This window comes from Gilliamella sp., from assembly GCF_024104075.1.
In the GTDB taxonomy this organism is placed as follows: domain Bacteria; phylum Pseudomonadota; class Gammaproteobacteria; order Enterobacterales; family Orbaceae; genus Gilliamella; species Gilliamella bombi.
Map to the genome: position 1 here is coordinate 1 of NZ_JAGGHR010000013.1, position 13,339 is coordinate 13,339.

Below are 13,339 nucleotides of genomic sequence, written 5' to 3' on the forward strand. Positions count from 1 at the left end.
ACTACATGTCTGCACCAAACATTTACCTTTACTTAAAAACGAAAGCAAACAAAAAATGTGAGAATATTTATTCGTTGCTATTAATGATTTTTCACGCACTCGCTATACAGGCATTTATTCCGATAAATCCCAATTTAGCCCGGCACTTTTATAAAAGATGATGTGTTAAGCAAATGTCCTTACCACTAAAGGTATTTATTTGGAATCAGCAAGTAACTAGCGATTCAAAAGATAGGAGTATAAAACTGAGAGAAAGTTTTTTCTTATTTAGGTGCAGCTGATCAATATAAAAAGGAACTTATCGTAAAATATTTATCAATATTATGTTTGCTAAGATCATTTTCCTAAAAAACTTATTGCTTTCTTTAATTGGAAAAAATTTACTGGTTAAATTCTAAAATTTAATAATGGTGGGTCGTGAGCGATTCGAACGCTCGACCAACGGATTAAAAGTCCGCTGCTCTACCGACTGAGCTAACGACCCATTTGATAAGAACTACTATGCGCTTAATAGCTGAAACGATAAGTAATTTCGGGGTGCTATAATACTTATAATTGTATTACTACGCAACCACTTTATTGCTACATTTTTCTAATAGCTGATTATTTATACATTTCATTTTAGTGACGCTAACTTTTTATTAGCAAGCACTACCGCATTCTTATCTTTTGGGTATTTATTCACTACTTGTTGAAAAACAGTTTTAGCTTTTTTGGTATCTCCTTTATCAAGTAAAATTAACCCCACTTTATAAAGACTATCAGCAGCTTTGGAAGAAGACGGAAAATCTTTTACTACAGTAGCATAATAAAATGAAGCATCATTTTTTTTACTTTGTTTATATAAAAGCTGACCTAGCCAATAGTTAACATTAGCTCGATAACTAGACTTTGGATAAGATTTCAGATGTTTTTTAAAGGCATCAATAACCTCGTTATTTTGCTTGCCTTCATTAACAAATCGGATTATAAAATTATAATCCGCTTTATCATCGCCAGTAGTTACCCATCCAGATAAATCTGATGAAGATTTGGACAAAGTAGGATCTGAAGATGTTTTTGAACTATATCCTTCTCCTTGTAAATCAAAATCGGTATTTGAAGAAAATCCTGAACTATTAGTCATTTGTTGAAGAATCATTTTCTGGCGTTCAATTATCTGATTAAGTTGATATTTTGTCTCTTCTAACTGACCACGAAGAGTATCTACATCTGCTTGCAAATCGCTAATTTTTTGTTGGTTTTCAATCAATAGCTGTCCTTGTGCTTGAACCGTTTGATCAATGTCGGAACTACTTGCTGCACAACCAGTAAATAAAAGGAATAAAAGTAATGTGAGTATTTTTTTATGCATATTATATAAGACTCAGTGTAAACTTAAAATTAAAAACGGCTGAATAATCAGCCGCTATAAGATGTTATTAGTATCCTACATAGGTTACTACTGCACGACGATTTTTAGCATACGCTTCTTCATCATGACCTAACACAGCAGGTTTTTCTTTACCATAAGAAACGATTTCCATTTGACTTGCAGAAGCACCGTTACCTTGTAAATATGATTTAACTGCAGCAGCACGACGTTCACCTAATGCGATATTATATTCTGGAGTACCGCGTTCATCAGCATGACCTTCAATAACAACTTTTATGTTACTTGTACGAATAAATTCAGCATGTGCATTTAATAATGTTGCATATTCAGATCTAACATTATATTTATCAAAGTCAAAATAAACTGTATTAATTTGTTGTAATTTTTGAAGTTGCTCTAAGGCTTCTTTTGATAAAGCACCATTTAAATTACCACTAACGGTTTGGCTGCTATTAGATGAGCAAGCAGTTACAGCGATTAATGGTAAAGCAACCGCTGCTACTTTAAGAAATTTAGAAAATTGCATTGTATAAACTCCTGTTGTTTGAATAAATTCTATTTATATATCTAACCAACTTTTAAGTAACGCCCGTTATGGGACTAAAAGATTAGAGTAATATATTATAACGACCTTAAACTTTACACAATTTTAATAATTGCAATGTAGTTGTTTTTTTAAGCTGTCTTTATAAATATGGTGACCATGCAGGGAATTTTACTTGCCCATCAGTAGCTGGTAACCTTGCCTTAAAATTACCATCTGTAGAAACAAGGTTCAAAATTGTACCTAACCCTTGAGATGAACTATAAATGATCATTGTACCATTTGGTGCAATACTTGGCGTTTCATCTAAAAAAGTATCAGTTAAACGTTGATAGGTTTTTGTATCCATATCATATCGAGTTATATGTTGTTCGCCATTATTGCTTGATATCATTGCAATAAACGAACCATCAGGTGACACTCTGGCATTCTGATTTTGCGTATTATCCCAAGTCACCCTCTGCGATTCACCTGTATTTATATTAATACTATATAACTGCGGGCGACCTGCTTGATCAGAAGTGTAAACAATAGTTTGATTGTCCGGCATCCAAGATGGTTCTGTATTATTACTACGGCTAGAAGTAATTTGAGTAATTTGTTTGTTACTTAACGTCATCATATATAAATTTAAGCTACCGCCTTTAGATAGAGCAAATGCTAATTTACTACCGTCTGGAGAAAATGCTGGTGCTCCATTATGTTGAGGGAAAGAAGCTATTGTTTGTACAGCTCCACTATCCAAAGTTTTTAACACTAATGAAGAATGCCCTCCTTCAAAAGTTACATAAGCTATTTTTTTCCCATCTGGTGACCAAGTAGGAGACATTAATGGTTCCTTAGAACGATGAACAGTAATTTGATCATAACCATCATAATCAGACACTCTTAATTCGTGCGAAAACGGCCCTTTAGTCATTTTTACAACATAAGCAATTCGTGTTCTAAATGCTCCCTTAATACCAGTTAGTGATTCAAAGATTTCATCACTTGCAGTATGAGCTGCATAACGAACCCAACGCTTTTCAATAGAGAATTGATTTTGAGCTAAAACTGTACCTGGTCGATTAACTGTATCGACTAATTGATAATTTATAAGATATTTTCCTGACGCATCAGGTTGTATTGAGCCAACAACAACAGCTGAAACACCAACTTTGTTCCATACAGTTGGAGTAACCTCTGAAGCTGTTGTCGGTTTCTGAGGCATTTGATTAACGTCAATAGGATTGAACTTACCACTGTTACGCAAATCAGAAGCAATAATTTCTTCAATGGCTTGTGGCGGTTCTCCACCACCTGTCCATTTAAATGGGGCAACAGCTATAGGTTTAGCTGAGCTCACTCCATCAGTAATAATAATTCTAACTTCAGAATTAGCCATTGAGGTAAAAAGTAAAATAAAACAAGTTGCCAAAAAGCGGGAGGCGAATTTGATCATCTTAAATTCCTTAATAAAAATAAGATACACAGAGTTGAATAAAATATAAAATCATAAAAAACAGAAAACCAAGCTTTTAGGAATTCATATGCTGTCTCTAATTAATTCCATATATTAAGCTTTACAAACCATTAACAATTATACCCTGAGAAAGATAGTCGATATCTAGTCACAAGTCTATAGCCTTTAAAATAAAAAGATTTTTATCATTTAATTGTTTGATTATATATAATAATCAAAGTGATATTAAAAATAATTATTCTAAATCTAATTGCTTATACTAATCCTATTTAGGTAAGGTTTAAAGAGTTTCATAAGATATTTTTATATAAGCGGTAGAAGGGATGTATTAAAAATGTTAAAGCCATTTGACAAATAGCCAAAAGTGATAATTTTGGCTTAATAAGTATTTCTATTTTTGACAAAATTCACAATAAAAAGTATTACGCTGTCCAATTTTTTGTGATTTTATTTCTGTACCACAAATCAGACATTGTTCACCTTCGCGTCCATAAACTTGTAACTCCTGTGCAAAATATCCAGGTTTACCATTAGACTGTAGGAAATCCTTGAGTGTTGTTCCTCCTTGTTTAATTGATTTAGTAAGAACTTGCTTAATAGCAGCTACAAGCCTTTCAAATTCATTTAATTGTAAGGAGTTTACTTTTCGAGTAGGGTTGATTTTTGCCATAAATAACGATTCAGAAGCATAAATATTACCAACCCCAACCACAATATGGTTATCCATAATCCAACTTTTTATGGGAACTTTTCGACTCCTTGCTTTTTCAAATAAATATTCAGCTGAAAATTCGTCACTTAAAGGCTCTGGTCCCAAATGTTGTAATTGAGATATTTCGTCTAGCGAATTTGCCCAAAGCCAAGATCCAAAACGCCTAGGATCGGTATAACGTAGAGTAACGCCGTTTTCTAAAACTAAATCAATATGATCATGCTTTTCTGCTTTTTGTGGATTTTTTAAAATACGTAAACTTCCAGACATTCCTAGATGAATTACGATCCAATTGTTGGGTAACTGTAATAATAAATATTTTGCACGACGTTTTATATCTAAAATAACTTGCCCGTGCACATTACTTATAGCCTTATCAACGGGCCAACGTAATTTAGGTTGTCGAACAATAATTTTATCGATAATCTGTCCTTTCAAATACGGCAAAATACCTCGACGACTTGTCTCAACTTCTGGTAATTCAGGCATATAATTTCCATTTAGTTATTTAATAGGTCAGTAACCCAAGTTGGTGCCTGCTGAACGGACCTAGGCTGGTTATTCGCTGAGCATAAGCTATGAGGGTTAATTGTCCATACTGGTAAAGAGCGAATACCACTTCCATCACATTGCCACTGTCCATCACTATCAATAGGTACCATAAAAATATTTTGAGGTAGTGGCAATACTAATTTCTTTGGTGGATTATTTTGTAAATATTCACTATAAATTTTTAAGGCGCCAGTTGCTCCTGTTAATTTCATTGGAGAATGATCATCTAAACCAATCCAAACAACAGCAACATTTTTACCATCTATCCCTGTAAACCAGCTGTCACGAGAATCATTACTTGTTCCTGTCTTAGCTGCTAAATTAAATGAACCATATTTAGCTTTTAGTGAACGAGATGTCCCCGAGTTAACAACTTGCTGCATAGCATAAGTGGTTAAATAAGCCGATTGTTGAGATACGGCCTGAAGCTGTTGTGGGTAGCTTTGATAAACTAGCTCACCTTTATCGGTCAATACATATCTTAAAATAGAAAGTGGAGATCGTTGACCATTATTAGCTATCGTTTGAAACATCTGCGCCGTTTCTAACGGTGTTAATTCTAAAGCACCTAGTAATCTTGATGGTAAATTAGATATACGGTCTGTTGATACACCTAATGATTGTAAAGTATTCCTTGTTGCATCAAGCCCTAATGCCATTCCTAGATTAACTGTTGGCACATTAAGCGAAAGTGCTAAAGCATCTACTAACATAACACGATCACGAAATTTACGATCATAGTTTTTCGGTTCCCAATAACCATTACCATCAAGCTTTATTGATAAAGGTTTATCATCAAGCCAAGTATTAAGTTGGTAATGGTCGGGTTGCCCTAGTGCAGTTAAATAAGTTGACGGTTTAGCTAATGAACCAATTGCTCGCTGAGTTAACCAAGCACGGTTATATCCTGGATAACGAGGTTCAGCACTACCAATGATAGAGCGAATTTCTCCAGTTTCTCGGCTAACTATAACCATTGCTGTTTGTAATTCTTTATTAGTTGATTTTCGCAGTTTCTCAATTACGTTAGTTACCGCTTGCTCTGCAGCTGATTGAGCTATAGGATCAAAGGTAGTAAAAATCTTCATACCAGACAGATGTTCTGCCTTATCGCCTAATTGTTTTCTAAGTTCACTACGCACAACTTGCATAAATGCTGGTTGTGGCGAAATTACACCACCTTTGGGCAAAACTGATAGTGGGCGCTGACTTAATAAATTATACAACTCATCATCAATAATACCTTGCTGCTGAGCAAGTTTTAAAACAACATTACGACGTTCAATAACTTGTTGAGGTTGTGTCCAAGGATTATATAATGAAGCTCCTTTTACCATGCCAACAAGTACCGCTTGCTGATCTAATGTCAGTTCATTAACTGGGCGACCAAAATAGTAAAGACTTGCTAATGGAAAACCATGGATCTCTTCACTACCCGCTTGCCCAAAATAAACTTCGTTTAAATAAAGCTCTAAAATACGTTCTTTGCTATAGCGTCCATCCAAAATAAGAGCCATATAAGCTTCACGTATTTTGCGACTTAAACTACGTTCGTTAGTTAAAAAAAGGTTTTTGACTGTTTGCTGAGTTAATGTACTTCCACCTTCAGTACGACCTGTTGTTAAATTAACAAAAATCGCACGACCAATAGAATATAAACTTACGCCATGATGATCATAAAAACGTTTATCTTCCGTTGCGACTAATGTTTGTAATAATGAATCAGGAAACTCTTTTAATGGAACAAACAGCCGTTGTTCTCCATTTGGAGAATGCATCATAGTAATTAATTTAGGATCAATCTTAAGCAATCCAAAATCACGACCTGAATCTATATTAGTAATACGATCAATACGATTTTCATAAAAAGTTATTCTAACTCTAAAAGCTTGCTCTTCACCATCAGGAAAAGTAAAAGGTCGACGATAAATTTCAACCGCATCATTTCTTACAATAAATTCGCCTGGACGAGTAGCTTTGGTATCTTGTTGACGATATTGCGCACCAACTAATATTGTTACCACATCATTTAGACTATATTCACTATCTGGTTCAAGATCAATAATTTGTCCATAAACTGCAGCCGGTAACTCCCATACATTTCCATCAATCCGTTCTTTAATTTGTTGATCAAGATAAACGCCATAAATAATAGCCACTGCAGCAAAGACAAGAAACAACTTAAATAGTAGTGTCAAAAATCGTCGCCAAAGTGTAGTCTTTTTATTTTTTCTGGCCTTTTTAGAAGAGCGTTTTTTTTCTGTTTTAGCTGATGTTTTCAAACTGCACCTAACATTTATTATTAAATAATAATTAGCTTATGATAACATAATTTTTAAGGGCACCTTGACCACCTTTTTTAAAAAGGCCAGGTAAGTAAAGGTTTAAATATAAAAACAAATATATAAACTTAAAAGTTTAGTTGAGAGCTAATACTTTTAACTTTTGAAAAGAATGCCTTTCTCGACTTACCTGTTAATCCTTCTGAAATAGGTAAACTTGCTGTTAATGGATTAACTGGCTTGTTATTAATATGTAATTCAAAATGAAGATGAGGTCCAGTAGAACGCCCTGTATTTCCCGATAGGCCGATTTTATCGCCTTGCTTAACTTGTTGACCTGGTTTAACTAAAATTTTATCCAAGTGCATATAAGTTGTCATATACTGACGACCATGCCGAATAGCAATATAGTTACCCGCTGAACCACTATATTTTGCAATTACTACTTCACCATTACCAACGGATAATACAGGAGTACCACGTGATACAGCAAAATCAACACCATTATGAGGGGCTATTTGTCCTGTAACAGGGTGTAAACGACGTGGATTAAATCCAGAAGAAACACGTGCTTTTTTCGCTAAAGGATAACGGAAAAAACTCTGCGATAAGCTGTTACCATTAATATCATAATATTTACCATCATCAGCTAAAATAGCATAATAATCCTTATTTCCATTTTTAATTCGAATACCTAACAACTGACTATTAGATAAGCTTTTACCATGCATTTCCCGTGTTAGAGCAACTGAAAATTTATCACCAACTTGTAATCGACGAAAATCTAAGCGCCACTGTAAAGCGCGAGTAATAATACCTATTTCATTACTAGTTAACCCACTTTTTCGAGCATCGGCAACAAAACTAGATTTAATGTCACCTTTTATAACAATATTTTGTGGGATGACTTCAGCAGTTTCAGAGCTTTCTATAAATTTATCACCCGATTTTTCATAGATTCGAATATTATTGCTTGATATTGTCCAACTAAAAGTTTGCAAATTATGATTATCATCAGTTGTCCAACTAATTTGTTGACCAATTCGTAGATTTGCAAGTTGCTTAAATTTTGTTGTTAATTGATAGATATCATTTTTATTAACATTATAACGAATTAGAATATCATGCAAAGTATCGCCACGAACAATAGTATATTGTACTGCATTATCTTTACCATCAACGATATCATCTAATTCATCTTTAACAATTTCATCTTCAGGAACATCAGATGATTCAGCAACGGTAGCCATTTTCCCATTTACTATCTCGACTTTTCCATCACCATCAATAGAGCTGGAATTATCATTTACAGTAGTTTCAACTTGAGGAGTTAAAGGAACATAAATTGTTCGATCCAAATTGAGCGGACGCCACAGAGCAGTAAATAAAATAACAATAAAAAGAACGCCCAATATTGAAAAATAGGGAATTTTAAAATTATTTTTTTCAATATTGAAGGATTTTATTTTTCTTGCCAAAATTAACCTTAACTATTTATTACTAAAACTAATTTTTATCTAAACAATCCAACAGTTGCTGTGTTAAATTTGTTAAAAATTGTAAATATGCACCTTTTGAAGGTGTTATACTCGTTCCTAATGGATTCAATTCTCCAATTCGAACATCTGTTCCACTCACTAATTTTTCAATAACTGCAGGGCTAAACTGTGGCTCACGAAATACACATACTGCTTGGTGCTCTTTGAGCTCCTGTTGAATAGCATAAACTTTTTGAACACCGGGCTGAACTGCTGGATTTATAGTAAAACTGCCTAGTTTTTTTAATCCGAACTGTGCCTCAAAATACCCATAGGCGTCATGAAACACAAAATACCCTCTATTTTGTACGGTAATTAGTTTTTTTGCAATGTTTTGTTCTGTTTCTGTGAGTTTAGTAATGAATTCGTTTAAATTTTCATCAATTAATATGCTTTTATCTGGATAAAGCGTAACAAGTCTATCATGAATTGATTGTGCGATAATTTTAGCAATTTTAGGTGAAAGCCAAATATGCTCATCATATTCACCATGGTGATCTTGATTGACCTCATCATGAGAATGATCATCTTCGTGATCATCATGGCTGGTTCTAAGTAACGATTTGATTTCTGGTACAGCCATTAATTCAATTTGCTTTTGCTTATCTATATTTTTTAAAATTGTTGGCATAAAAGCTTCCATATCTTCACCGACCCAAACCACAAGTTCGGCTGATTTAAGTTTTGCTAAATCAGAGGGCTTTAAATAATAAGTGTGTGGAGATGCGCTATCAGGAAGTAAAATATCATTATCAGTTACTCCTGAAGCAATGGCTTCAGTAATAAACCCAATGGGCTTTACAGATGAAATAACTGTCGCATTAGCTATGTTAGTGATAGTTTGCATAAATATTAATGAACAAAATATCATTAAAGAACAGATTAATTGTTTACTATTTTGTGCAATATATTTTTTCACACCATATATCCTATATTTAAAAGTATGATAGAATAAAAACATTAATTGTTATAATATAACATAACATTATTGTAGGCAAGGGCTCTTAACGATATGACACCACTAATTTCTCTTGATAGTGTTTCAGTAGAAATTGACCATCAAAAAATATTATATGACGTTTCGTTAGCAATACATCTTAATCAAATTATTACATTACTTGGTCCCAATGGTGCAGGTAAATCAACTCTAGTAAAAGTCATTTTAGGTTTAATTCCATTTACTTCAGGGACAATTAAGCGTTCAACCAATTTAACAATTGGTTATGTACCACAATCAATTAATTTAAATACCACTCTGCCTATTACTGTTAAACGTTTTATGCACTTAAATAAACAGTTAAATACCGAAAAAATTTTTAATACGTTATCAATGGTAAAAGCTGAATATTTGATTAATAAATCTATGCATCAATTATCGGGTGGAGAATTGCAACGCGTATTATTAGCTCAAGCCTTAGCAAAGCAACCTCAATTATTAATTCTTGATGAACCAACTCAAGGAGTGGATGTTAGTGGTCAAGTATTATTATATGATTTAATCGTTAATGCAAAAAAACAGTTTAATTGCGGTGTATTAATGGTTTCTCATGATCTTCATTTAGTTATGGCAAAAACAGATGAAGTAATTTGTTTAAATCATCATATTTGTTGTTCAGGCACACCTGCTATTGTATCTAATGATCCTGAGTTTATTTCTCTCTTTGGACGACATGGGGCTTCACAAATCGCTGTTTATAAACATCATCATAATCATCAACATGATTGCTGCACTTCTACTATTGATCAACATAAGCAAATTGCTATGTCTAGTTATGGAAAAAAAAATAATGATTGAGTTACTATTACCTTCTTTATTAGCTGGTTTATGCTTAACAAGCATAACTGGTCCCTTAGGTACTTTCGTTGTTTGGCGTAAAATGTCTTATTTTGGTGATACCCTATCCCATGCTGCTTTACTTGGTATCGCTTTTGGTTTTTTACTGAATATCAATTTATTTTATGCAGTCATTTGTGTAACTCTTTTACTGGCCTTAGGATTACTTTGGTTAGAAGCTCAAAAACAACTTCCAATTGATAGTTTACTTGGTATTTTAGCTCATAGTGCATTATCTCTTGGTTTAGTTGTAATTAGTTTAATGAATAATATCCGAATCGATCTAATGGGATACTTATTTGGTGATCTATTATCAGTAACATATTCTGATCTTTATCAAATTACTACTTGTGTAGCATTTATTGGTGCCTTATTGCTTTGGCGATGGAATGACATTTTATTTATTACTGTAAGTGAAGAGTTAGCTTTTAGTCACGGTATTAATGTTCAAATAACAAAATTGCTTTTAACTCTACTGTTGGCGCTAACAATAGGTCTATCAATGAAATTTGTTGGAGCTCTGATTATTACATCTTTACTTATCATCCCTGCCGCAACAGCCAAATATTATTCAAAAACTCCCGAGGCAATGGCAATAATTGCTATAATAATTGGTATGTTATCAGTGATTACAGGACTAATATTTTCTTTTATTTACGACACACCAACAGGGCCATCAATTGTATTAAGTAATACTTGTTTATTTTTTATATCATTATTTATTTCAAAATTAACTTTAAACAAAAAAAATTAAGATTATTGCAAAATTAGATTATTTATTGCGTGACATATCCCATTAATAAAAATGACTTTAATAATCAGTTAACTATTTCTAATACTATAATAGTACAATTCAATATGTTGATAATTAAAAACTATGTCACTTGCAATTATTTATACTCGAGCATCTATTGGAATACAAGCACCGTTGATAAACGTTGAAGTTCATATTAGTAACGGGTTACCTGGTTTTGTTTTAGTTGGTCTGCCTGAAGCAACGGTTAAAGAAGCTAAAGATCGAGTTAGAAGTGCTATTATTAATAGTGGTTTTACTTTTCCTTCAAAAAAAATAACTGTTAACTTATCTCCTGCAGATCTTCCAAAAGAAGGAAGTCGCTTTGATTTACCAATAGCTATCGCTATTCTTGCCGCTACAGAGCAAATTCCAACAGATAATCTATTACATTATGAATTTTTAGGAGAATTAGCTCTTTCAGGTAATATTAGAGCAGTAAAAGGAGCAATTCCGGCAGCTATTTCTTCTAAAAAGAAAAATCGCACACTAATTATTTCAGCAGAAAATCAATCTGAAATTTCTTTAATTCACCAAAACAATACTTTAATCACCAATAACTTATTAGAGTTATGCCAATATTTATATAACGAAATTGACTTGCCAGCAGTCCAATATAGTGAATACAAAGATATTGATAATAATTTATCAAGCCTACAAGATATAATCGGACAGGAACAAGCCAAAAGAGCATTAGAAATTGCAGCCGCAGGAGGTCACAATTTACTATTAATTGGACCTCCTGGAACAGGTAAGACTATGTTAGCAACTCGTTTGACTTCCCTGTTACCTCAATTATCTGATGAAGAAGCACTTGAAAGTGCGGCAATAACTAGTCTAGTTAGTCCAAATGGATCAATTAAAAACTGGCGTAAGAGGCCGTTTAGATCACCTCACCATAGCGCATCAGCAGCAGCATTGGTTGGCGGAGGAACAATACCTAAACCAGGAGAAATATCACTAGCACATAATGGGGTTTTATTTTTAGATGAATTACCAGAATTTAACCGAAAAGTATTAGACGCTCTTAGAGAACCAATTGAGTCAGGTGAAATTATCATTTCGAGAGCAAACGCAAAAATAAAATTTCCTGCTAAGTTTCAATTAATAGCAGCAATGAATCCAAGCCCTACAGGACATTATCAAGGAACACACAATAGAACAACACCCCAGCAAACAATTCGCTATCTAAATCGACTTTCAGGACCATTTCTCGATAGATTTGATATTTCTATTGAAGTACCTTTATTGCCTAAAGGCACCTTAAGTCAAAAAAAGACTTCCGATGAATCAACCGAAACGGTAAAACAGCGAGTTTTACAAGCAAGAAATATTCAGTTTAAAAGAAACAATAAATTAAATAGTCAGTTAAGTGCAAATGAAATACAATGTTATTGCAAATTATCAGATGAAAATAATGAATATTTAGAACAAGCATTGATTAAATTAGGACTCTCTGCTAGGGCGTGGCATCGTATATTAAAAGTATCGCGTACAATTGCAGATTTAGATTCGTCAGAAAATATAGAACGAAAACATATTTCAGAAGCATTAAGTTATCGTTCTATGGATCGATTATTAATTCAATTACACAAAAATATCGGTTAAAAGAATTAGTCGTCACTATCGACAAAATCATCAGTTGTATCAACTTGAGGCTTCCCGCCGGATAATGTATGAAAGCGTTTAGGCTTATTTATACGAGAAAGATATTTTAGCCAAGTTTTTTCGAAATCAGTTGATGGTTCCTTTTTACCTTTACAAACGGCAACAAATGATTTTTCTTCTGCTGTAGTAGGTTTTCTAACTTCTGTATCAAGATCTTTAAAAGCACACCCATGTTTTTCCAAAATAAGAGCTTCTTTAATAGTAAAGTCTCCGTGACGAGAAAATCCTCTTGGATAATTCTTATTATCAAAAAAACGTTGTTGACTTACAAAACTCTCAGCCATGTTCTATCCTCTAGGTTGTAAAAGTATCTGGGCAGGAATTATAATTGACTAAGTTAATCTGTAAATAGAATTCTTTTATTTGTTCTATCAAAAATGACTAAATGATTAAATTTAAAACAGAACAATTATTTTTGTGGCAGGGGCGGAGAGTCTCGAACTCCCAACACCCGGTTTTGGAGACCGGTGCTCTACCAATTGAACTACGCCCCTAAATAAGGTGGCGGAACGGACGGGGCTCGAACCCGCGACCCCCTGCGTGACAGGCAGGTATTCTAACCAACTGAACTACCGCTCC

Annotated in this window: 11 protein-coding genes and 3 tRNA genes; 3 read left to right on the top strand and 11 right to left on the bottom strand. The window is 33.6% G+C overall.

Annotated features, from left to right (window positions below; genetic code table 11):
* Positions 1 to 408: 408 nt before the first annotated feature.
* The 8 genes from J6569_RS05355 to znuA form a co-directional block, all read right to left on the bottom strand.
* Positions 409 to 484, bottom strand: a tRNA-Lys gene (locus tag J6569_RS05355).
* Between the two features lie 132 nt (positions 485 to 616).
* Positions 617 to 1,354 carry a tol-pal system protein YbgF gene (gene ybgF, locus J6569_RS05360; protein WP_034914776.1) on the bottom strand — a complete coding sequence of 246 codons (738 nt, stop codon included), beginning with the start codon at positions 1,352 to 1,354 and terminating at the stop codon, positions 617 to 619.
* Between the two features lie 67 nt (positions 1,355 to 1,421).
* A complete protein-coding gene (pal, locus tag J6569_RS05365; protein ID WP_034914778.1) occupies positions 1,422 to 1,901 on the bottom strand; it encodes a peptidoglycan-associated lipoprotein Pal in 480 nt (159 codons plus the stop codon).
* A 160-nt stretch (positions 1,902 to 2,061) separates the two neighbouring features.
* The gene (tolB, locus tag J6569_RS05370) at positions 2,062 to 3,360 is read right to left on the bottom strand and encodes a Tol-Pal system beta propeller repeat protein TolB (RefSeq protein ID WP_167370109.1); all 1,299 of its coding nucleotides are present in this window, start codon (positions 3,358 to 3,360) and stop codon (positions 2,062 to 2,064) included.
* 412 nt (positions 3,361 to 3,772) lie between these two features.
* Positions 3,773 to 4,582: a bifunctional DNA-formamidopyrimidine glycosylase/DNA-(apurinic or apyrimidinic site) lyase gene (gene mutM, locus J6569_RS05375; RefSeq protein WP_296301399.1), complete on the bottom strand. Its 810-nt coding sequence runs from the start codon at positions 4,580 to 4,582 to the stop codon at positions 3,773 to 3,775.
* An 11-nt stretch (positions 4,583 to 4,593) separates the two neighbouring features.
* On the bottom strand, positions 4,594 to 6,927 hold the full coding sequence (mrcB, locus tag J6569_RS05380) for a bifunctional glycosyl transferase/transpeptidase (protein ID WP_194240463.1): 2,334 nt from the start codon (positions 6,925 to 6,927) through the stop codon (positions 4,594 to 4,596).
* Between the two features lie 128 nt (positions 6,928 to 7,055).
* Positions 7,056 to 8,405 (bottom strand): murein DD-endopeptidase MepM, encoded by a 1,350-nt coding sequence (gene mepM / locus J6569_RS05385; RefSeq protein ID WP_174799170.1) that lies wholly within the window; start codon positions 8,403 to 8,405, stop codon positions 7,056 to 7,058.
* A gap of 28 nt (positions 8,406 to 8,433) precedes the next feature.
* Positions 8,434 to 9,384: a zinc ABC transporter substrate-binding protein ZnuA gene (gene znuA / locus J6569_RS05390; RefSeq protein ID WP_202983961.1), complete on the bottom strand. Its 951-nt coding sequence runs from the start codon at positions 9,382 to 9,384 to the stop codon at positions 8,434 to 8,436.
* 93 nt (positions 9,385 to 9,477) lie between these two features.
* On the opposite strand from znuA, the gene znuC reads away from it, so the two are divergent.
* The 3 genes from znuC to J6569_RS05405 all read left to right on the top strand — a co-directional run bounded on the left by znuC (position 9,478) and on the right by J6569_RS05405 (position 12,700).
* Positions 9,478 to 10,260, top strand: coding sequence for a zinc ABC transporter ATP-binding protein ZnuC (gene znuC, locus J6569_RS05395; RefSeq protein ID WP_065590726.1), 783 nt, complete (start codon positions 9,478 to 9,480; stop codon positions 10,258 to 10,260).
* On the top strand, positions 10,253 to 11,053 hold the full coding sequence (gene znuB / locus J6569_RS05400) for a zinc ABC transporter permease subunit ZnuB (RefSeq protein ID WP_085166028.1): 801 nt from the start codon (positions 10,253 to 10,255) through the stop codon (positions 11,051 to 11,053). The genes znuC and znuB overlap by 8 nt, the downstream gene beginning before the upstream one ends.
* A gap of 123 nt (positions 11,054 to 11,176) precedes the next feature.
* Entirely contained in the window at positions 11,177 to 12,700 is a 1,524-nt protein-coding gene (locus J6569_RS05405) for a YifB family Mg chelatase-like AAA ATPase (protein WP_296317963.1), read from the top strand.
* Positions 12,701 to 12,705: 5 nt separating this feature from the next.
* Here J6569_RS05405 and J6569_RS05410 read toward each other — a convergent pair whose 3' ends face one another.
* From J6569_RS05410 to J6569_RS05420, 3 genes are all read right to left on the bottom strand, one after another.
* Positions 12,706 to 13,044: a DUF413 domain-containing protein gene (locus J6569_RS05410; RefSeq protein ID WP_034914792.1), complete on the bottom strand. Its 339-nt coding sequence runs from the start codon at positions 13,042 to 13,044 to the stop codon at positions 12,706 to 12,708.
* 134 nt (positions 13,045 to 13,178) lie between these two features.
* Positions 13,179 to 13,254: transfer RNA gene (locus J6569_RS05415), tRNA-Trp, on the bottom strand.
* A gap of 8 nt (positions 13,255 to 13,262) precedes the next feature.
* Positions 13,263 to 13,339 (bottom strand) — tRNA-Asp (locus J6569_RS05420).

What these genes read in the sequence shown, in the direction of transcription:
- tolB (WP_167370109.1), bottom strand. Translation starts at nt 3,360, where the DNA reads ATGATCAAATTCGCCTCCCGCTTTTTGGCAACTTGTTTTATTTTACTT.
- pal (WP_034914778.1), bottom strand. Translation starts at nt 1,901, where the DNA reads ATGCAATTTTCTAAATTTCTTAAAGTAGCAGCGGTTGCTTTACCATTA.
- J6569_RS05410 (WP_034914792.1), bottom strand. Translation starts at nt 13,044, where the DNA reads ATGGCTGAGAGTTTTGTAAGTCAACAACGTTTTTTTGATAATAAGAAT.
- mutM (WP_296301399.1), bottom strand. Translation starts at nt 4,582, where the DNA reads ATGCCTGAATTACCAGAAGTTGAGACAAGTCGTCGAGGTATTTTGCCG.
- J6569_RS05405 (WP_296317963.1), top strand. Translation starts at nt 11,177, where the DNA reads ATGTCACTTGCAATTATTTATACTCGAGCATCTATTGGAATACAAGCA.
- znuC (WP_065590726.1), top strand. Translation starts at nt 9,478, where the DNA reads ATGACACCACTAATTTCTCTTGATAGTGTTTCAGTAGAAATTGACCAT.
- znuB (WP_085166028.1), top strand. Translation starts at nt 10,253, where the DNA reads ATGATTGAGTTACTATTACCTTCTTTATTAGCTGGTTTATGCTTAACA.
- ybgF (WP_034914776.1), bottom strand. Translation starts at nt 1,354, where the DNA reads ATGCATAAAAAAATACTCACATTACTTTTATTCCTTTTATTTACTGGT.